Source organism: Parvularcula sp. IMCC14364 (assembly GCF_030758415.1).
Lineage (GTDB): Bacteria > Pseudomonadota > Alphaproteobacteria > Caulobacterales > Parvularculaceae > Aquisalinus.
The window spans coordinates 2763389-2782108 of the sequence record NZ_CP132334.1; the positions used below are offsets into that span (position 1 = coordinate 2763389).

Annotated in this window: 23 protein-coding genes; 8 read left to right on the forward strand and 15 right to left on the reverse strand. The window is 53.2% G+C overall.

The genetic code is table 11. The annotated features are described in order from the left end of the window. Positions 1-543 carry a F0F1 ATP synthase subunit B gene (atpF, locus tag RAL90_RS12855; protein WP_306251253.1) on the forward strand — a complete coding sequence of 181 codons (543 nt, stop codon included), beginning with the start codon at positions 1-3 and terminating at the stop codon, positions 541-543. 323 nt (positions 544-866) lie between these two features. On the opposite strand, the gene queD is transcribed toward atpF, so the two are convergent. From queD to RAL90_RS12885, 6 genes are all read right to left on the reverse strand, one after another. Then, on the reverse strand, positions 867-1238 hold the full coding sequence (queD, locus tag RAL90_RS12860) for a 6-carboxytetrahydropterin synthase QueD (protein ID WP_306251255.1): 372 nt from the start codon (positions 1236-1238) through the stop codon (positions 867-869). Positions 1239-1302: 64 nt separating this feature from the next. Next, positions 1303-1956: a 7-carboxy-7-deazaguanine synthase gene (gene queE / locus RAL90_RS12865; protein WP_306251257.1), complete on the reverse strand. Its 654-nt coding sequence runs from the start codon at positions 1954-1956 to the stop codon at positions 1303-1305. Next, positions 1953-2657, reverse strand: coding sequence for a 7-cyano-7-deazaguanine synthase QueC (gene queC / locus RAL90_RS12870; RefSeq protein WP_306251259.1), 705 nt, complete (start codon positions 2655-2657; stop codon positions 1953-1955). Before queC ends, queE begins: the two co-directional genes overlap by 4 nt. A gap of 67 nt (positions 2658-2724) precedes the next feature. Beyond that, positions 2725-3519, reverse strand: a complete 795-nt coding sequence (locus RAL90_RS12875) for a ZIP family metal transporter (protein WP_306251261.1) — start codon at positions 3517-3519, stop codon at positions 2725-2727. Positions 3520-3703: 184 nt separating this feature from the next. Continuing rightward, positions 3704-5572 (reverse strand): ABC transporter ATP-binding protein, encoded by a 1869-nt coding sequence (locus RAL90_RS12880; protein WP_306251263.1) that lies wholly within the window; start codon positions 5570-5572, stop codon positions 3704-3706. Positions 5573-5826: 254 nt separating this feature from the next. Further along, positions 5827-6852: a ribonucleotide-diphosphate reductase subunit beta gene (locus RAL90_RS12885; RefSeq protein WP_306251265.1), complete on the reverse strand. Its 1026-nt coding sequence runs from the start codon at positions 6850-6852 to the stop codon at positions 5827-5829. A 256-nt stretch (positions 6853-7108) separates the two neighbouring features. Here RAL90_RS12885 and RAL90_RS12890 point away from each other — a divergent pair, with 256 nt between their 5' ends. From RAL90_RS12890 to RAL90_RS12915, 6 genes are all read left to right on the forward strand, one after another. Then, positions 7109-7507 (forward strand): hypothetical protein, encoded by a 399-nt coding sequence (locus tag RAL90_RS12890; protein ID WP_306251267.1) that lies wholly within the window; start codon positions 7109-7111, stop codon positions 7505-7507. A gap of 10 nt (positions 7508-7517) precedes the next feature. Further along, on the forward strand, positions 7518-7736 hold the full coding sequence (locus RAL90_RS12895; RefSeq protein WP_372340383.1) for a helix-turn-helix transcriptional regulator: 219 nt from the start codon (positions 7518-7520) through the stop codon (positions 7734-7736). A gap of 74 nt (positions 7737-7810) precedes the next feature. Further along, positions 7811-8158, forward strand: a complete 348-nt coding sequence (locus tag RAL90_RS12900) for a heavy-metal-associated domain-containing protein (RefSeq protein ID WP_306251268.1) — start codon at positions 7811-7813, stop codon at positions 8156-8158. Between the two features lie 75 nt (positions 8159-8233). Further along, on the forward strand, positions 8234-8572 hold the full coding sequence (locus RAL90_RS12905) for a hypothetical protein (RefSeq protein WP_306251270.1): 339 nt from the start codon (positions 8234-8236) through the stop codon (positions 8570-8572). 43 nt (positions 8573-8615) lie between these two features. Beyond that, the gene (locus RAL90_RS12910; protein WP_306251272.1) at positions 8616-9281 is read left to right on the forward strand and encodes a hypothetical protein; all 666 of its coding nucleotides are present in this window, start codon (positions 8616-8618) and stop codon (positions 9279-9281) included. Between the two features lie 19 nt (positions 9282-9300). Next, on the forward strand, positions 9301-9657 hold the full coding sequence (locus tag RAL90_RS12915) for a heavy-metal-associated domain-containing protein (RefSeq protein WP_306251274.1): 357 nt from the start codon (positions 9301-9303) through the stop codon (positions 9655-9657). 318 nt (positions 9658-9975) lie between these two features. Here the strand turns inward: RAL90_RS12915 and lepB are convergent, their stop codons facing one another. The 3 genes from lepB to RAL90_RS12930 all read right to left on the reverse strand — a co-directional run bounded on the left by lepB (position 9976) and on the right by RAL90_RS12930 (position 12677). After that, positions 9976-10707, reverse strand: a complete 732-nt coding sequence (lepB, locus tag RAL90_RS12920; RefSeq protein ID WP_306251277.1) for a signal peptidase I — start codon at positions 10705-10707, stop codon at positions 9976-9978. 355 nt (positions 10708-11062) lie between these two features. Then, positions 11063-11719 carry a hypothetical protein gene (locus RAL90_RS12925; RefSeq protein ID WP_306251279.1) on the reverse strand — a complete coding sequence of 219 codons (657 nt, stop codon included), beginning with the start codon at positions 11717-11719 and terminating at the stop codon, positions 11063-11065. Positions 11720-11795: 76 nt separating this feature from the next. Next, positions 11796-12677, reverse strand: a complete 882-nt coding sequence (locus RAL90_RS12930) for a uracil-DNA glycosylase (protein WP_306251281.1) — start codon at positions 12675-12677, stop codon at positions 11796-11798. A 143-nt stretch (positions 12678-12820) separates the two neighbouring features. Between RAL90_RS12930 and RAL90_RS12935 the strand changes: the two genes are divergently transcribed. Beyond that, positions 12821-14614 (forward strand): hypothetical protein, encoded by a 1794-nt coding sequence (locus tag RAL90_RS12935; RefSeq protein WP_306251283.1) that lies wholly within the window; start codon positions 12821-12823, stop codon positions 14612-14614. Here RAL90_RS12935 and RAL90_RS12940 read toward each other — a convergent pair. The 6 genes from RAL90_RS12940 to RAL90_RS12965 form a co-directional block, all read right to left on the reverse strand. Next, on the reverse strand, positions 14532-14810 hold the full coding sequence (locus tag RAL90_RS12940; RefSeq protein WP_306251285.1) for an HPr family phosphocarrier protein: 279 nt from the start codon (positions 14808-14810) through the stop codon (positions 14532-14534). The two genes, RAL90_RS12935 and RAL90_RS12940, sit on opposite strands and share 83 nt — an antisense overlap. A gap of 10 nt (positions 14811-14820) precedes the next feature. Further along, a complete protein-coding gene (locus RAL90_RS12945) occupies positions 14821-15240 on the reverse strand; it encodes a PTS sugar transporter subunit IIA (RefSeq protein ID WP_306251287.1) in 420 nt (139 codons plus the stop codon). Beyond that, positions 15237-15770 carry an HPr kinase/phosphorylase gene (locus tag RAL90_RS12950; RefSeq protein ID WP_306251289.1) on the reverse strand — a complete coding sequence of 178 codons (534 nt, stop codon included), beginning with the start codon at positions 15768-15770 and terminating at the stop codon, positions 15237-15239. The genes RAL90_RS12945 and RAL90_RS12950 overlap by 4 nt, the downstream gene beginning before the upstream one ends. After that, positions 15770-17533, reverse strand: a complete 1764-nt coding sequence (locus RAL90_RS12955; RefSeq protein ID WP_306251291.1) for an ATP-binding protein — start codon at positions 17531-17533, stop codon at positions 15770-15772. Before RAL90_RS12955 ends, RAL90_RS12950 begins: the two co-directional genes overlap by 1 nt. 42 nt (positions 17534-17575) lie before the next feature. After that, positions 17576-18274, reverse strand: coding sequence for a response regulator transcription factor (locus RAL90_RS12960; protein WP_306251292.1), 699 nt, complete (start codon positions 18272-18274; stop codon positions 17576-17578). Between the two features lie 103 nt (positions 18275-18377). Beyond that, positions 18378-18668 (reverse strand): 4a-hydroxytetrahydrobiopterin dehydratase, encoded by a 291-nt coding sequence (locus RAL90_RS12965; protein WP_306251295.1) that lies wholly within the window; start codon positions 18666-18668, stop codon positions 18378-18380. Positions 18669-18720 lie beyond the last annotated feature (52 nt).

Consider the following 18720-nt stretch of genomic DNA (forward strand, 5'->3'; position numbering starts at 1 on the left):
ATGCTGATCGCTGAAATTGCTGCAGAGAGTCCGAAAGAGGAATACGGCAACAAGTCCTTGCTGGAAGACACCTCTACTTGGGTACTGCTGCCTTTCATCATCGTCATGCTGATGTTCTGGCGCCTTGGCGTTTTCAAACGCGTTGGCGGCGCTCTTGACGGGCGCGGGCAGAAAATCGCTGATGAACTGGATCAGGCCCGTACCATGCGCGAAGAAGCGCAGGAACTTCTCGCCAAGTATCAGCGACGCCAGCGCGAAGCTGAAGATGAAGCCAAAGCTATCATTGATCAGGCCAAGCGCGATGCGAAGCGTATGGGCGAGGAGACACAGGCCAAGCTGGAAGAACAGCTCGAACGCAGAGCCAAAACTGCTGAGGACAAAATCGCCCGCGCCGAAGCCCAAGCAATCGCAGAAGTGCGCAACAAGACGGCCGATCTTGCACTGGCCGCAGCCGAGCGGATCGTGCGCGAAAGTGTCGATGGTGGCGCACAAGGCGGCCTTATTGACAAGGCCATTGACGATGTGCGCACCCGCCTGAACTAAGAGAGCTTTCGGCATGATACTTGCAGAGCCTCGGGACCAACCCGAGGCTTTTTCATGTCCAGCCGGTAATCCGCCGGCAACCTTCCGTAAAGGACCTGTCAGCTAGCCTCGCAAAATTGCGGAGGTACTGAATTTGCTGAAAGGCCGTTTCTCATATCATTCCCCCTCACAGCTGGGCCGTGGCGAACTGGCAGGTGTCTGGTCGCGCCCGTTTCTGTCGAAAGGCATGCTGGTCAATCACCGCCCCTGCGTTCAGGAGCTTACAGGTCAAAACAGGGCAGTTTCGGAAAATAATACGCCACACCCCAGACAGGCTGCCTGATTTACCTCAGGCTGTCAGTCAGATCAAAATGACAGGCCTCACCATTGGACGGGCGTGAGACGGAAACACGGGCCAGCCCCGGGAAATCCGGCTGCAGCTTTCTGGCTACCCAGCGGCAGATGTTTTCCAGCGTTGGCAATTCCAGCCCCGCCACTTCATTCAGGAGCCGATGATCCAGCTCCTCGCGTAACTTCTGCAGAGCGTCATCAACATCAGCAAAATCCACGACCCAACCAGTATCGTCTGCTGGCTCACCAGTGATTTCGACATCAAGGCGAAATGAATGTCCATGCATACGCGCATATGGTCTCTCATCTGTTTCCAGGGTGAGAAAATGGGCTGCATCAAAATTGACGGACTTGACGATACGCATGTGTCCGGACTTTCTGCTCCTGCGGCCTCCCGGAATATACGTGCCGCTTCAACGGTCTGGCAGGTCAGGGAATGCCGGTTAATTTATGTGTCTGCAGGGAGAGGCGCCACTGTGGGTGCGCCCTGCAATAGTCTATAGCCGCAGACGTATGCCGGGAAATATCCGGCCCGTCCAGAGGTTGCAGAAAAAAATGCCGGAAGGCCAGATCACTGAATTTTTCGGGCTGTGCTGTCGCCTGAGGATAGACGAGTTTGAGTTCATCGCCGGTCAGTTGTTCCAACCGCGCGGTCGCTTTCGGACTGACGCAGATCCAGTCAATGCCGTCTGGTGCCTTGAGCGTGCCGTTCGTTTCCACCCCGATCTCAAAACCAGCCTGGTGAAGTGACGTAATCAGGGCAGTATCAAGCTGCAGTAAGGGCTCTCCACCAGTGCAGATCACGTAGGGCTTTGCAGTGCCCGCGCTCCTTACCTGCTGTCGCCAGCAACTGAGCACAGCCTCAGCGAGCGCCTGTGGCGTTTGGAACTTGCCACCGCCTTCCCCGTCTGTACCAACAAAATCTGTGTCGCAGAAACTACAGATCGCCCCTGCCCTGTCCCGCTCGAGTCCCGACCAGAGATTGCAGCCTGCAAAGCGCAGGAAAACAGCGGCGCGCCCAGTCTGCGCGCCTTCGCCCTGGAGGGTGAAATACATTTCCTTTACTGAATAAATTCTGCTCATGCTGCGCGGTATTGCAACCAGCCCTTTTCGCGCAGGGAACAGGCAGGACATGTGCCACACCCATATCCGTATTCATACCGGACGGAGCGATCACCCAGATAGCAGGTATGAGTCTCCTCAAGCATTATTTCAATCAACTTTTGGCCACCCAGTTCTTCTGCAAGATGCCAGCTCTCAGCCTTGGTCAGGTACATGAGCGGCGTCTGCAGACTGAGATCAGTCTCCATACCAAGATTGAGCGCGTGCATCTGAGCCTGTAATGTGTCATCGCGGCAGTCGGGGTACCCGGAATAGTCCGTCTGGCACATACCACCGACCAGCACGCCAAGGTCGCGGCGATAAGCCAGGGCAGCAGCAGCAGTGAGGAACGCAAGGTTCCGCCCGGGTACAAATGTATTGGGCAATCCTGCTTCCGTCGTCATGATCTCAATGTCAGCGGTCATGCCTGTTTCACCAATCGCACTCAGAAATGACAGGTCTAGCAAGTGATCCGGGCCCAGCCGGTCGCGCCACGCTGGAAACTGCTCCTGAATCGCGCCGCGTACCCGCTGACGTGCGACCAGTTCAACATCATGGCGCTGACCATAATCAAAACCGATTGTTTCGACATATTTATAGCGTGCCAATGACCATGCAAGACAGGTCGCAGAGTCCTGACCGCCTGAAAAGAGTACGAGTGTTTTGGCCTGATCCAGCTTCATGGATAGCTGTTTATTCGCTCACGAGACGATTTACCAGCCTCACAGCAGATAGATATTACGCGCTCATTCAGGAGGTCTGCCACTGCCGCTCAAGCGCGGTATGGTGGTGATGGTCATGATCATCATGCTCACTTCCGTGAAAATGCGTCAGAGACAGAGCACCAGCCACCATCAGCCCGACAAGATAAAGAACCATGCTCAGCTTACGGTTGGATGCATCCTTGATGTGATCAGTAAGGTGGGTTGTCCCCACATACAGCAAGGCCCCTACGGCGATGGATGTGACAATTCCGAAATATGCCGCATCCAGATCCTCCAGGAAAGAATTTGCAACGATAGTACCTGCCGGAGTTGTCACCGCTGCCCCGAGAAAGGCGAGGAAAAACGCTGTCCATTTGCCAAGACCGGCCCGACGCATCAACATGTATAATACCACGGCCTCAGCGAACTCATGTAGGATGAGGCCAGAGGAAGCGATGAGAGCGGCGAATATGTCAAAACCGAACAGGACGCCGTATTCCACGCCATCGATGAATGAGTGAAGACCAATGGCAATAAATGGCAGCCAAAGCCGACCGCTTGAATTTTCATTATCAAACAGATTATTCAGCCCGAACAGCATAACATATCCGAGAAGCACATAGACTGGTGCAAAATCGATTTTTGCAATGGCCTCCGGGAACAGAAAAGCGGCTGTCGCAACAAGAAAGCCGGCTGCCAGAGACGCCAGATAAGGACTGAAGCGCTCAGCAAAGTCTGCCTTGAATACAACAACAAGTAAGCCAGTCGTGGCAACCAGTGCTGCAAGAGAACTCGCCAGCAATGCAGCTGTAGCCGTTTCCATTTCGATGGCCCCGATCATCCCCGTCTTCTGCCCCTGTCGCGCACATGAACACATACTAGCCGGTGCGCACTCCGGCCTGTCACGCCAACAGGGCGCACGCCTTCACCTTAGCCCAAAAAAGTTAAGCTGCAAGCAAGGTTATATTATAACGGTACGAATTTATCCATTCGTGAGAAAATTTAATGATATCTCGACAGGCAACTCAGCTCTGACGGGCATCCTCAGGATCATGCTCTGCCACAAGGTGTCCAGGCGCCACTTCGATCAGCTTGGGTCGATATTGCTCCGCATCCGGGTCATCAACAACTTTCGACTTGAGAAAGCGCAAAGATGCCCGCGTATCCATAGGTGATGGCAGGTCACCCTCAAGCTTGATTCGCGGCTTCGCTTTTTCCACCTTCGGGTCAGGTGTCGGCACGGCAGAAATAAGCGCACGGGTGTAAGGGTGGCGTGCGTCTTCATAAATCGCATCACGGTCAGCCAGCTCAACAATGCGCCCAAGATAGAGCACCATCACCCGGTGAGAAATTTCCCTGACGACGGAAAGATCATGGGAGATGAACAGAAGGGACATGCCAAAGTCTTTCTGCAAGTCGATCAGCAGATCAATAATCTCGGCCTGAATTGATACATCCAGCGCACTCACAGCTTCATCGCAAATGACCATCTCCGGCCCGAGGATCATTGCTCTGGCGATGCCCACCCGCTGGTTCTGACCACCAGACAGCTCATGGGGATAGCGGTTGATCATACTGGCAGGCAGGCCGACCCGTTCCAGCATTTCAGCAACCCGTTTTTCTTTTTCAGCAGCTGGCATTTGTGGACGGTGCGTCTGCAAGGCTTCCGCCACCGATGCGCCAATGGTGAGGCGTGGGTTGAGTGCTGCCATAGGGTCCTGAAAGACAATCTGGAAATCCTTGCGCAAACGCCTGATCGCGCTTTTGCTTGCGGAGGTCAGATCCTGCCCCATCCAGATCACTGGCTGATCAGAAGGCTTCTTGCGGATTGGCGCAAATTGCAAAATCGCCCGCGCCAGCGTTGACTTGCCGCAACCGGACTCCCCCACAATGCCAAGTGTTTCTCCTTTGCGCAGGGTGAAGCTGACGCCATCAACCGCGCGTAAAGGCTTGGTTTTCGGCAGCAAGCCTGCCCCCGTCTTTACCGGATAATAGACCTTGATCTCATCAACCGTGAGAATGGTGTCACCCTCGCCCTTGAGCGCCTCGATAGCAGGGCGCCCATGGCGATCCGGCTGATCAAGACGCGGCATCGCATCCAGCAGCATCTTCGTATAATCTTCTTGCGGACGATAGAAGATATCTTCCGCTGTGCCCTGCTCGACAAAAGCCCCATGACGCATGACCAGCACGCGATCACACATGCGCGCCACGACGCCCATATCATGCGTAATCATGGCGAGGGCCATGTTCCGCTCTTCTTTCAGATCATGCAGAATATCCAGTATCTGCGCTTGTACTGTCACATCCAGCGCTGTTGTCGGTTCATCGGCAATGAGAAGGTCAGGGTCACCCAGCAAGGCCATCGCAATCATGACGCGCTGGCGCATGCCACCGGATAATTCGTGCGGATATTGCTTCAGCCGGCGTGCGCCTTCGGGAATGCGTACCAGTTCCAGCAAGTCCCGGCATTGAGCAAAGGCAGCCTCCCCTCTGATGTTCTTGTGAATGCTCAGAACCTCAGCCATCTGGTCACCAATACGCATATGCGGCGTCAGGGAAGTCAGTGGATCCTGGAAAATCATTGAGATACCATCGCCGCGAATATCACGCAGCCTGGACTCCCGCATGGCAAGCAGGTCTTCGCCGCGATAGAGCGCCTGGCCACCGACTTTACCGTTACCGGCCACAAGCCGGAGCGCCGCAAGACAGGTCTGGCTTTTGCCTGAACCGGATTCACCGACAATGCCGATACACTCGCCTGCCTGGACGGCAAAAGTCACGCCTTTTACGGCCTCTACGATCCCGTCAGGTGTCTCGAAATCCACCGTCAGGTTCTTGATATCCAGTACGGTTTCCGACGGCACAGATGCCAGCGCAGCAGTTTCAGTCATAACGCAACCTCCAGCCCTGAAGCATGACGAAGTTGTGACAAAAAGGGAAGTGCTAAGGCGCGCTGATCTGTCCTGCCTCTTTAACAGGGCGTCAGGCACAGCTCAGGATCATCACATCCATCCCGGCATGATGCCCGGTCATGTTTTGATGATGAAGATCAGGAATTGTACAGTGTGCTTTTTTCCTGAGAGCCAGCAGAGAAAGTCTTGTCAAACCGAATACTTTACCTCTGCCAACTCCCCTGGCGCGCCTGTCAGCCGGTTTTTTTCTCTTTCCACTGATCAAATTGTGACCAAACGCCTTCCGCGCCGTGCCAGTCACCTTTTGTGGCACCTTTGGAATATTCCGTGGCCCGCGCTTCAAAGAAATTCGCGTGCTCCACACCATTGAGAATTTCGGTCAGCCAAGGCAGCGGATGCTTTTCAATACCATAGACTTTCGGCAGGTCGAGCTGGCCGAGACGCCAGTCGGCAATATAGCGGATATACTGCTTGATATCATCAGGCGTCATACCATCCACAGGGCCCATCTCGAAGGCAAGATCAATGAACTTGTCCTCAAGGCCGACCACGGTTTTGCAACAATCCACAATATCATCCGCCACCGCCTTGGTGACACATCCGGTCTCCTTAGCGAAAGCGTGATAGAGCTGAATCATGCCCTCACAATGCAGGCTTTCATCACGGATGGACCAGGTAACGATCTGCCCCATACCTTTCATCTTGTTCTGGCGTGGAAAATTCATCAGCATGGCGAAAGAAGCAAAAAGCTGCAGGCCTTCCGTAAAGCCACCAAACATGGCCACAGTGCGGGCGATGTCCGCTTCTGTTTCCACACCGAATTGCTGCATGTAATTATGTTTATCAGCCATGGCCTCATATTCCATGAAAGCTGAAAACTCACTTTCCGGCATACCGATTGTCTCCAGAAGCAGCGCATACGCCGCAATATGGATTGTTTCGATATTGGAGAACGCCGACAACATCATCTTGATTTCGGTCGGTTTGAAGACACGGGCATACCGCTCCATGTAATTGTCGTTCACTTCCACATCGCTCTGGGTGAAGAAGCGGAAAATCTGTGTCAGAAGATTGCGCTCCGCATCGGTCAGGGTTGTTGCCCAGTCCTTGCAATCTTCACCGAGAGGTACTTCCTCCGGCATCCAGTGCACCTGTTGCTGGCGCTTCCAGAAATCATAAGCCCACGGGTAGCGAAACGGCTTGTAAGAATGGGATGGTGTCATCAATCCCGGCAACTGGATAGCGGATGCGTCTGGCATGTCGGTCCTCTCTCAACTCATGTGCTTTGACAGCCAATAGTGTGTGATTCGCAGGCGTGAAAAAGCCAGCAAAGCGTTTCCACATACCATATATTATGCTGAGACAGCAGTAATGCCGCAATATGTGGATGGTTTCGCGAGCGGAAACACCTCAGCACCCCGGCAGAAGCAAAATGCATGTTTAAGAACCTTGACTTAATGTAAAATATTTTATACATTATGTTAGAGATAACAAACATCATGGAGATTTTGCAGTATGCCCTTTCAGGAAAAAAGCGCTTGGGTTCTGACTCTGGTCACATTGGCAGTCGGCTTTATTTATGGCGGTTATCTTATGCAGGCAGAGGGCCTCGCAACGCCCGGCCTGATGCTGCCGATGATCATTCTGTTCATCATGCTCACAACAGTCTTTCACATCATTGTGGCCATCATCAATCCCAAGTCAGCCGATACTATAGATGAGCGTGACCGGAACATCGAACGCAAAGGCGGAGAAGCCGGTGGTTTCGTGCTTGGCGGCTTTGTACTGGTGATCATGGCACTGGCGATGATCAATGGTGAGTGGCTGATCGCTAATCTTGCCTTTATCGGTATGCTCACTTCAGAACTGGTCAAGGCCTTGTGGCAGGTCACTTTATATCGCCTGAGTGCGTGAGGGCACGTTCTTGGCAAACCTACCAATCAGCAATCAGATTCGTCGGCTTCGCTTCGAAGCTGACGAAATGACGCAAGGGGATTTGGCCGAACGGATCGGTATGACCCGGCAGACCGTCGCCTCTATCGAGAAGGGAAAATATTCTCCCAGTCTGGAGGTGGCTTTCAAAATTGCAGAGGTGTTTGGCGTTCCTCTGACCGAGGTGTTCCAGTATAAGCGGGACGCATGAGCCGGTTTGTGGTTTGAGACTTCCCCTGCTATGAAACTCATATGAAATTGACGCTACCCGCAGGAATGAAACAGATGAAACAACTCTTCGCACTCATTATCGCCTCTATTGGCCTCTTGTTCGTCGGACCTGCTCTGGCAGAGGAAGCCGAAAGTCGTCCTGCTGCAGAGATCGTCAGTGCTGAGCCAGACAAAGAGGGCCGTATCATTCAGGCGACTGTGGATGGTATGCATTGCGAGAATTGCGCCGACTCTATCTCCAAGGTTATCCTGCGCGAAGAAGCCGTGGAAACTGTTGAGGTCAGTGTCGAGGCGAAAGTCGTCACCATCACCGTCAAAGAAGGCATGAGCCTTTCTGACGAAGTTGTTGAAAAGGCAATCTTTTGGGCCGGTTACGACATCTCCGAAATTACACGCGCCTGATGGCAAAACTCTCCATCAAGGCAGATAATTGAAAAAATTTGCGTCACTCTGTGAGGGAGTGCTAATCAAATACCGATGAAAGTAATCCTGATCTTCACCAGTCTGCTATGGATGCTGAGCATGAATGTCTCAGCAGCAGACATTCATGCATTCTTCAGCTGCGGTGATATGACGGAAGCGACGATGGTCGCAGATATGCCTGACTCAGGCGATCATGAGGAAGATTGCGGTGATAATTGCTGCGGCAGTGCCTGCTTGTGCAAGGCATCTGGCAGCAACCTGTCGCTCCTGCCCCACCAGTCAGATAACTCTTTCAGACATACTTTTTTCAGTGCAAAGTTTTCCGGGCAGCTTGATAATTTTATTAGCGCCCTCCACCTGCTTGCAGATCCACCACCGCGACCTTTTTCCTGACCTGACTTCAGATACTCAGTAACAGGAACAAGGAACTAACTTCATGAAAAAATTATGTGCTGTCGCCCTTGCCGGGTTGATGGCGTTTCAGGCCGCCCCTGCCGGGGCGCGCCCGGTGTCCTACCCGCAAGGTTGGACCTTCATGCAGATGAATGAGGCCGACGCCAACTGGCTACATCTGCATTATACGACAGACCCGAGAACCTCTATCGGTCTGAAGATCGAGAACCAGGGCTATGGGGATCACATCTTCGTCGGCGGACAATACAACCGCCTGCTCAAGCGCTGGAATGCACCATCTTCGCAAGCCAATACCTATCTCAAACTGGGGCTTGGCGTTGCTGACGGCGACTTCAACCAGAACCAGAACCAGAACATCACAAAAGCTGCTGGCTTTGTGCGCTTTGCAGCTGACTGGGAAACGCGGCGCTGGTTCACGTCAGCAGACATGAATGTCTATGCCCGGGAAGGCAAAACCATGACTGCCCAGAAAGCCCGCCTTGGTGTCGCGCCCTATGTGGCAGATTTCGGGGCACTACATACTTGGCTCATGGTCGAGGGTCGATGGACGCAGAACCGTGACGCCGATCAGGGCGAAGATGCCTTCACCATCACGCCATTAGTGCGTATTTTCAAAGGCAGCACCCTTCTGGAAGCAGGCTATTCTTCAAACAATGAGCCACTTTTCAATTTTGTCTATCGCTTTTAATGCATAAGGAGCATTTAAGATGAGAAATCTTTTTACTTTTGTACTTTCTACTATAGCTGCAACCGCTTTGGTAGCAGCCTCGCCCGCATTGTCTGAAGAGGTGGAAAGCCGCCCGGCTGCCGAAATTGTCAGTGCAGAACCTGACAAGGAAGGTCGTATCATTCAGGCAACCGTTGACGGCATGGTGTGCGATTTCTGTGCGCAGTCTTTGACCAAGGTCCTGATGCGCGAGGACGCTGTCGAAAGTGTTCAGATCAGTCTGGAAGCACAGTTTGTCACCATCACCGTCAAGGATGGCATGTCCCTTTCTGACGAAGCGGTCGAAAAAGCGATCTACTGGGCGGGCTATGATCTAACGCAGATCACAAGAGCCTGATACTAATTCTCTATACTGACTTAATTACTGCATCGCCAGATTATAATGGCGATGCAGTTCTGTCAGCGCCGACTCAAAACGCGCCTCGTTATATCGTGATTATTGCGATTGAGGGCGTGCTTGCTCTTTTGGTCATTCCCAAGACACATCTGCTGGAGCCGGTACAAAGGTAAAATCCTGGATGCGAGTACGCCTTGGTGCAAGCCGCATTGTCATAACGACAAAAACGTGGCCGGGCCGAACAAGTCAAACCTTGAATGTTGCTGCTTTTGCACAGCACGCTGACGCCATGATAATAATCCTGAAAAAGATTGGCCCCTAGTGAATCGGCGAGACGAAGCGCCTCGGGGCACATTCAAGTCCCTCTTCCTTTGTGCATCCATGCGTTGAGGCAAAAATCATTTCTGCTCGTCCGATCAGGTGTTCCACTGGCACGAAACCAAGACCGGACATGAAGCGACTATCCGCTGAATTGTCGCGGTTGTCGCCCATCATGAAAACATGCCCCTCTGGCACGAAATATGGCCCTGCAGAATCGCCGCGCCATGTGTCGCTGCGTTCAATGATTGTATGGCGCATCCCCTCAGGCAATATCTCAGCATACTGCCGGACACGCACAACACTGCCTTTATGCTCCCGATACGCATAAGCGCGCACAGGATTGCGTTCAACAGCTCCGCCATTCACATGCAAGACACCATCAATGACGGAAATTTCGTCGCCTGGCAAACCTATGACACGCTTGATCATCACAATGTCATCCTGCGTGTGCTTGAAAACTGCCACATCGCCCCGTTCTGGTAAATTGCCGAGCAGGCGGATGTTGGTATCAGGCAATTTTGAAAAAAACGGAAACCACACGGAGTGCTTGGAATAACCGTAAGGCCATTTGCTGACAATGATACGATCACCAACTTCCAGTGTTGGTACCATGCTTTCAGATGGGATGTGGTATGACGCAAAAGCGACAGAGCGGAACAGCCCAAAGCAGATCAGAAATACAACGAAAAACTGAACATCCCCGCGATATTTTTTCCAGAGTTTGAGCACAGAACGATCCCTTGAATACCCCGACGAACATGCCGCGAAAATGGGTCGCCCGCTACTGAAAATTTGGTAGGGCCAATATAAAAAGCCAGCAACCCGGCGCATGTAAAAGGGGAGAGAGAGTAGCGCCGTCATTGCTGGCTGCATCACAAGATGAGTGATGAATAAGTCTTGATTATTCTGATCAATCTTTATCAGAAAATATATTTAGATAAATGTTTCGTGTGCGTTCATTAGTGCCTCCTTGAAACGACAATACTTATGCAATCAACTTACAGCCCTGATATAATTGCTAGTAGCAACCATTCAAGTCTGCCCATGTGACGCAGGTCACAGGTTCATGTGATTGAAGAAGCCCTTAGCCGTTGTCTCGCGTGGCATCAGTCAGGGCGGCGGCCCCTGCGAGCAAAAGGTAGGAAAGCAGGGCCATTGGGGCCATTGCCAGAATGTCCATCGGCGGCGGGGCGAGGTGATTATAAGCTTGCAGCAGTAACAGAAAGCCAAACAGCAACCAGGGTGAAAAGCGACCGAGCAGCGATTTCGGGCTTGTTGCACGCAGGTAAAGCCACAATCCGAGAAGCAGCAATCCAACCTCCACGACCTGCGACCAGAGCAAACTTTCCCACAAACCAAATCCGACTTTCGGACCATCAATTAAAAGGGGCAGGTCTCGTGTATGCACGACAAGATCCGTTAGCCAATGGGAGCCAATAGCAAGTGCGATTATCACGGCACCGAGGAGGCCTGCGCCGGGTCGCACGAAACGATAGAAAAGAAAGCCTGCCAGCATCCAGACGAGCGTTGCCACAAGACTGTGGGTATAGGGCATGTGATAAAGGTCTAGGTGACTTGCCTCAAGAAAACCCGGCACGATACGCGCCTGTTCAATCCCCACCATGATGAAGATAGCCCAGAAAACATCCACAATCTGTACAGCCAAAAACAGGTGCCAGAGTTTAACCGACTTCGCGACAGCCTTTCCGGCAAGGGCCGGCCCGTAATGACCAACGAACATATCTGCCTCCTGTTTCCTTAGAGAAGAGATTACTCCTGCTGAAAGGCAAGGAGCAATGAATACCCCAGCATAACACTTATGCGTCTTTCAACTTTTTACGCACTTCAATCAGGTCTGCCCAGGCGAGGCGCTTCTGTAAGGGCTGCCGCAATAGAAAGGCTGGATGAAACATGGGCAACGCAGGAATTACCTGACCGGCTGAAGTTTCATGCGCACGCCACAGCCCGCGTGCCCGGGTTATGCCGGGCACACTATCAAAAAGGGCCTGCGTCGGGGTGTTGCCTACCAGGATCAAAACTTTCGGTTGTGCCAGTTCGATAAGGCGAAGGACAAAGGGCAGGCAGATAGCCACTTCAGCCCGAGTGGGGGTGCGATTGCCCGGTGGGCGCCAGAAAATGGAATTGGAAATATAGGCGGCTTCCATTTCATCCTCAAACCGGGAATGACCAATGGCGGCAAGCATCCTGTCCAGCAACTGCCCGGCACGCCCGACAAACGGCTTGCCGATCCTGTCCTCATCCCGCCCGGGCGCTTCACCCAGAACCATCAGGGGAGCACCTTCTATACCATCATCAATGACAGTATTTCGCGCTCCCGGCTTTAACGGGCAGCCATCAAACCCTTGTATGGCAGAGCGCAGCGCGGCTAGTGACTCACAACCACCGGCCAGCGCCTGCGCGCGGGCAACCGCTTCGTCTGTTGGCAGGGGTGCATCCAGCCCGGAAACAGGCGCAGGCGTCTGCCTAGCGTTGTTGCTCGGCCTTTGTGTCGCTGACATGTTCGTCATGGTGGAAGGTGGCGCAGGTGCCTTGCGTTGCATTTGGGGGGCACTGACAGGGCCCCGGTTCTGCCAGGTGGAAAAATCGGATGGTGATGCGCCAATCACGTCATCCAGCCCCATATCGGCATACCATCGCAGGGTCGCGCGCAGGGCTTCGTCAGGATGTGCTTCTGTCATGATCGCGAAACCCTGACGCCAGATTCGACTACGGTCAAGACGAACTGCCGCATAGTTTGGCGAAAGCGATATCTGCGGCTTTGACACATTGGCGGCGATGGCATTTAATGAAGCCTGTTTGGGTATTTGGGGGTTTCTGACAGATGAAGTTTATCACCGTCCACGGCACCGGCGATAACATCGCAGATCCTGATGATCCGAAATGGTGGCAACCTGAGTCTGACTTCTCGCGCGACCTGCTGGCGCAGGCAGGTGGCGGAAAGATTGTGCCCTTTGTCTGGGACGGCAAGAATGACGAACTTTCACGGCGGGATGCTGCAGAAAAGCTGCTCTGGGAACTGACAGAATATGACGAGCGGGAAGAGGATGTGACCCTGATTGGTCACAGCCATGGCGGATCCGTCATATCTACCGCACTGAAGCTGGCGACCTCTACAAAGCGTGATTTTGACCATATCAAGGGCGTCATCACGGTCGGCACACCATTTATTCGCATGAAGCCACAACGCTGGCTGTGGGAACGCCTGGATTTCTCCGGACAGCTGGCCCTGCTCTATTCCATCTTTCTCACCTTTCTCGTGATCTCTTCCTTCATCACCATCGTCATATTTGGCGTCTCCATGACGGATGCCGGCCAGATGGGAGAAGCTGCAGAAATGGTGCAGCAACGCAAAGGCATGGATGAATACGCCGTGCAGGTGCAACAGATGGAGGCACAGATCGAAGCTGCGCGTAATGATCGAACAGTTGCGCTGGCTACGATCTCGTCCTCTATGCTCTTTATCGGGCTTACCTGGTACATGCTGCTGCGATCGCAAAGACGCATCAGAGCCCTGCACAGCAAGCAGGTCGCACAGGAATTTCATGATCAGTTCAGTCTCGTCTGGACTGCCCTTTTTGACAAACGCGATGAAGCGATCAACGGGCTGAGACGAGTCTATGACCTTAACCTCACCCTGATGCAGCCGACACAAAGTCGGGGCTTTCTACGACTGGTTGTGGTGCTGATCGTTGTCTTTTTCCTGGGTAGCGCTGTTGTGGCAGATGAATTGCTGGGTGCCCTCGAGATCGCGCGCGACTATTTGCCTGGCTGGACCTTCATGAGCGACCCGCAAGTTCAGGCGTGGTTGCAATGGTATGCGGAGGAAAGTATCGCAGCGGATGTGCACTGGACCTTGTGGTCCTCAATAGCAGAACCACTCGCCTTTGAAATCATGCTCTGGTACAATATCAACATTGCCCCCAGCCTCACTTTCCTCCCCGACTTCGTGAACGCGACCGCCTATGACGATCGCGGACAACCAACATTTGCCCTGTCTTTCCTGATAGATGTCATCAGCGTGCTCTCAAAGTTACTCATAGTTATCGCTGTCTTCCCACTGACTGACATTATCAACCGTCTGTTTTTCGGTAATTTCCTGGCTCGACGCCTCAATGCCGCATTTGGCAATCAGGTGAAACGGCAAGCTCTTGGCAACACTACGAAGGGCGAAGATGTGGCCGGAGTCGGCAGGGTGCCCCAAGGCTGGGATGACAGCCATGCGGTGCCAATGTCAGAGAAAGCGAGCCTCGCCTTATGTGAGTTTGCAGCCGACCATGCAAAGGAATCCCTCCTCAATGTGCAGAATGTGCTGGCAGATGATACCATCCATACAGATCATAATCTCATTGACGAACTGACCGAACAACTGAGCTGGCGTGAACTTATCCACACTTCCTATTTCCGTGTACCGGAAAGCAAGGAATTCATCATTCACGAAACCCTGCGCCGGGTTGGTATTCGCCCTGTTGCACAAACCCGCAACAGTAACGCAAACGAAGCCATGACCGATTATAATGGCAAGGGGCCAGAGATTACTCCCCTTCCCCGAAGCGCTCATCAACCAGCCGAACAAGCGTATCCAGTGCTTCGGCGGCCTGGGGTCCCTCAGCTGTGATCTGAATAGTGGTGCCCTTTCCGGCCCCCAGCATCATCAGCCCCATGATTGAACACCCTCCGACCTCAACACCATCGCGTCGCACACGAACAAGGGCATCAAATGAGCCTGCAATAGCACAGAATTTGGATGAGGCGCGCGCATGAAGCCCGCGTATATTGGTAATTTCGACGTCCCTGACCAGAATGGCTGTCATGATGTCAGCCTCAGCTGGCTTGATCTCCGGACAATACCCATGAGGCTACATTGATGTATTTTCGACCTGCTTCATGCGCCGCTGTCACAGCTTCTTTTACATTATTCTCTGTGCGGAACTGTTCTGGCGCAAGTTTAATCAACATAGGCAGATTCACACCGGCAATAACTTCGGCGCCAACCTTGTCCATGACTGAAATCGCAAGGTTGGAGGGTGTCCCGCCAAACATGTCCGTCAGGATGATCGTTCCATCGCCGCTTTCTCCAACAGAAGTTGCAGCCTGCAGAATATCTTCCCGGCGACGCTCCATGTCATCATCTTCACCGATACAAACGGCTACCATATTCGGCTGTTGACCAACCACATGCACAGCCGCTTTCAGAAATTCATCTGCCAGATTTCCGTGCGTCACAACCACTAGGCCGATCATAATTTCCGCTGTCCCGTTGCCTGAATCGAACAACCATCCTGCCTTTGTGATTCAAAATGTCTAGATAAAAATACACGTAACGCATGTCTGACCTTGAGGCAGGCCGATTGCTCGAAAGGGTTGAACGCTGCAACCGGCGTTTCGATGGTGGCGCTTGCGATAAGGCGCTCACTGGCCATCTCAGGCAGCCGTGAAATATCGTCCCGCATGTCGGCAACAAGTCGCAACGCAGCCTGGTCAACAAACCGAACGCCAACAATACCAATCCCGCGCAGTTCCATTTTTCCCGTCAGACGGCCAGAGTGACGCATCACAAGACTGCTGCCCGTGCTGCCGATAATGACCAGATCATCTGCGATCAGACTGCTGCGTCGCCAGGGACACCTCTCGATCAGTCTTGCAGCCAGATCAGACTTGCCAGCACCTGATGGTCCGCGCAGCAGAACCCCTGCTAAAGGACCATCGGGATCTACAGCAACTGCCACACCGGTACCTTGAACCAGCTCGCCCAGTTCGAAACCCGACGCCATCAACGCCGCTCCTGTAAGGCCTGCAACGGCAGAGTCACCTGGAACAACGCGCCGGATTGCTGACCGTTCTCATCATGTCGGTTCTCTGCCCATGCCTGTCCCCCATGGGACTCTACGATCTGTCTTGATATGGCAAGGCCAAGACCTGAATTATTACCAAAATCCGTCCCCGCCGGTCGCTCCGTATAAAATCTTTTGAAGATACTCTCCAGATTTTCCGGCGGAATACCAGGCCCTCTGTCAGCAACTGAAACACATACCTGTCGATCGCGGTCCTTCTCAGAGCCCATGGTGGTAAAACTGACCGTCACAGGCTCGTCAGCGGGACTGAACGAAATCGCATTGTCGATCAAATTACGGAACACTTGCCCCAGTGCAGTTGGCGAGCCGAGGACAAACAGCTGTCCCGCAGTATGGGGAGGCTGGAAAGTTACTGCCGCACGCCCTTCCTTTCGGGTCGCCGCATACATATCAATAATATCACGCAGCAGCTTTTCGATATCTACAACCTCTCGCGTTTCTCTGGCGAGTTCGGCGTCCAGGCGGGAAGCATTGGAAATATCTGTAATCAGACGGTCCATTCGGATCACATCCTTCTGAATAACGCCAATCAGTTTTTCCTGCGCTTCCGGGGTTCTCGCAATGCCAAGTGTTTCTGTCGCACTACGAATGGATGTGAGTGGATTTTTCAACTCGTGCGATACATCGGCCGCAAAGCTTTCAATAGCCTCAATCCGGGCATAGATCGCCCTTGTCATGGCGCGCAAGGAGGATGACAATTCTCCGATCTCATCACGCCGGTTGGGGAAATCAGGGATGCGGACACGGCCCGCCACCGCGATGCCTTCGCGCACCTTGTCTGCAGCAATCGCCAGTTGCCTGATCGGCTGTGCAATAGTCGCTGTCAGCAACAGCGAGGATAGAAAAGCTGCCGCCAGCGCCAGGACGAAAAATGGCAGAATGGCGCCGCGCGCTTCATCCACAAGATCCTGAATGCCGCCTATTTCTGCCGTTACCACACCATACACAGCCTGCACCCGGCGAACAGGCACCGACACAGATGCCACAAGCTCCCCTTCTTCGTTGAACCGCACAGAAGCAACACTGCCACTTCCATCGGGTGACGCGAGAAAGGCCTCCGTCAGTTCCTGCTCCAGTGTACGGTTGAGTGCATCCCGTCGAAAGCCTGCTGTAGGCCACATGTCTACGATATCCTGCCGGACTGAGAGCATCATTCTTTCAAAACTGAAACCTTCCTCCTCAATATCAGGCAGTGTACTGATGTCGAACTCATCCTTGCGCAGAACAACATCTTCGAGCAATAACTCGCGGGCATTGGGAATAGGCAAGCGGTCATAGCTGCGCGGCGCATTGAAGACTCGCACCCGGCCTTCAAACCCGTCCCAGAGGCGATTAAACACCTCATTCACATAATCTTCTCGCAGGGCAACACGGCAGGATGAAACGCTTTCCGCAGCAAAGTCTGCCGGTTGATCGCAGACATTATCATCTGCCGCGACCTGCGCCATAATATCAGCAATAACCTGGGCCTGGGCGCGGACCCCTTCCAGCTTTGCGGCGATCAGCCCGTCGTGATATTGAGTCATGCCCAGAGAGCCGAGCAATAGAATTGTCAGCCCAATGAGATTGGCAACAACGATCGTGAGTGTCAGGCGTGAGAAGGTCAGCCCCCCAACAAGATTGCCGGGGTTACGCTGCGTCGCATATTTGCGTCGCTCTGCCACTTCAGGCTTTTCCTGCAAAAGCCTCTCCCAAGATATGAGCCCTCAGCATTTGCTGACGACTCAACCTTCCTTGTATTTATAGCCAACACCGTAAAGCGTCTCGATCTGGTCAAATTCCTTGTCGTGCACACGGAATTTCTTTCGGATGCGCTTGATATGGCTGTCTATGGTTCGGTCATCTACATAAATCTGGTCGTCATAGGCTGCATCCATCAAAGCATCGCGACTTTTCACGAAACCTGGCCGGGAAGCGAGAGACTGAAGGATCAGAAATTCTGTTACGGTCAGGGTCACGTTGTCCCCTTTCCAGGAACAGGCATGACGCAGCGGATCCAGCGTGAGGCTGCCGCGCTTTATAACCTGCTTGTCTTCATCAGGTGAACTGCCGGACGGACCAGCGTCAGCCCGGCGTAAAACCGCCTTGACGCGCTCCAGCAGCAGACGCTGGGAAAACGGTTTTTTCACATAATCATCTGCCCCGAGCGTCAGGCCGAGCACTTCGTCAATTTCCTCATCCTTGGAAGTCAGAAAAATCAGCGGCAGGCTGGAATCCTGACGTAACCGACGCAACAGCTCCATGCCATCCATGCGCGGCATCTTGATATCTGACACAACAAGATCAGGCGCCTTGAGGTTGATCGCTTCCAGCGCCTGCGCGCCGTCCTCATAGGTTGTCACGTCATGGCCATCAGCTTCCAGCGCCATGGAGACGGAGGTGAGAATGTTCTGGTCGTCATCGACAAGGGCTATTGTGGCCATTGCTTTCCCCTTCAGGTTTCTTGTTATCCTAGCCTTGTTTCAAGCAGGCTGAAAAGACCGCCTGAGGGCAGGCTTGCGGCAGTTTTGAGGCAAACCACAATACTTACTCTGCTATCTTGTCCATGAAATCTGCCATCTGCACATCATTTTCTGAAAGTCCGTCTACGTCGTGCGTGGTCAAGGTGACCTCGACCTTGTTGTAGACATTGAACCATTCCGGGTGGTGATCCATTTTATCGGCCAGAAGGGCAACTCTGGCCATGAAGCCAAAAGCCTCATTGAAGTCAGAAAACTGAAAGCGGCGAAAAACGGCCTCACGCCCTTCGACCAGGGACCAGCCGGTGTGGCCGCCAAGAAACTCGTGCTTTTCCTTGTCAGTCAATTTTGTGGCCATTTTTATATCCTCCATAAGAAACGGGCAGAGCCATGATGGCCCTGCCCGTCAT

Bases quoted from the DNA above. Each gene is read 5' to 3' on its own strand.
- atpF (WP_306251253.1), top strand. From the start codon at position 1: ATGCTGATCGCTGAAATTGCTGCAGAGAGTCCGAAAGAGGAATACGGC.
- queD (WP_306251255.1), bottom strand. From the start codon at position 1,238: ATGCGTATCGTCAAGTCCGTCAATTTTGATGCAGCCCATTTTCTCACC.
- queE (WP_306251257.1), bottom strand. From the start codon at position 1,956: ATGAGCAGAATTTATTCAGTAAAGGAAATGTATTTCACCCTCCAGGGC.
- queC (WP_306251259.1), bottom strand. From the start codon at position 2,657: ATGAAGCTGGATCAGGCCAAAACACTCGTACTCTTTTCAGGCGGTCAG.
- RAL90_RS12875 (WP_306251261.1), bottom strand. From the start codon at position 3,519: ATGATCGGGGCCATCGAAATGGAAACGGCTACAGCTGCATTGCTGGCG.
- RAL90_RS12880 (WP_306251263.1), bottom strand. From the start codon at position 5,572: ATGACTGAAACTGCTGCGCTGGCATCTGTGCCGTCGGAAACCGTACTG.
- RAL90_RS12885 (WP_306251265.1), bottom strand. From the start codon at position 6,852: ATGCCAGACGCATCCGCTATCCAGTTGCCGGGATTGATGACACCATCC.
- RAL90_RS12890 (WP_306251267.1), top strand. From the start codon at position 7,109: ATGCCCTTTCAGGAAAAAAGCGCTTGGGTTCTGACTCTGGTCACATTG.
- RAL90_RS12900 (WP_306251268.1), top strand. From the start codon at position 7,811: ATGAAACAACTCTTCGCACTCATTATCGCCTCTATTGGCCTCTTGTTC.
- RAL90_RS12905 (WP_306251270.1), top strand. From the start codon at position 8,234: ATGAAAGTAATCCTGATCTTCACCAGTCTGCTATGGATGCTGAGCATG.
- RAL90_RS12910 (WP_306251272.1), top strand. From the start codon at position 8,616: ATGAAAAAATTATGTGCTGTCGCCCTTGCCGGGTTGATGGCGTTTCAG.
- RAL90_RS12915 (WP_306251274.1), top strand. From the start codon at position 9,301: ATGAGAAATCTTTTTACTTTTGTACTTTCTACTATAGCTGCAACCGCT.
- RAL90_RS12925 (WP_306251279.1), bottom strand. From the start codon at position 11,719: ATGTTCGTTGGTCATTACGGGCCGGCCCTTGCCGGAAAGGCTGTCGCG.
- RAL90_RS12930 (WP_306251281.1), bottom strand. From the start codon at position 12,677: ATGACAGAAGCACATCCTGACGAAGCCCTGCGCGCGACCCTGCGATGG.
- RAL90_RS12935 (WP_306251283.1), top strand. From the start codon at position 12,821: ATGAAGTTTATCACCGTCCACGGCACCGGCGATAACATCGCAGATCCT.
- RAL90_RS12940 (WP_306251285.1), bottom strand. From the start codon at position 14,810: ATGACAGCCATTCTGGTCAGGGACGTCGAAATTACCAATATACGCGGG.
- RAL90_RS12945 (WP_306251287.1), bottom strand. From the start codon at position 15,240: ATGATCGGCCTAGTGGTTGTGACGCACGGAAATCTGGCAGATGAATTT.
- RAL90_RS12950 (WP_306251289.1), bottom strand. From the start codon at position 15,770: ATGGCGTCGGGTTTCGAACTGGGCGAGCTGGTTCAAGGTACCGGTGTG.
- RAL90_RS12960 (WP_306251292.1), bottom strand. From the start codon at position 18,274: ATGGCCACAATAGCCCTTGTCGATGACGACCAGAACATTCTCACCTCC.
- RAL90_RS12965 (WP_306251295.1), bottom strand. From the start codon at position 18,668: ATGGCCACAAAATTGACTGACAAGGAAAAGCACGAGTTTCTTGGCGGC.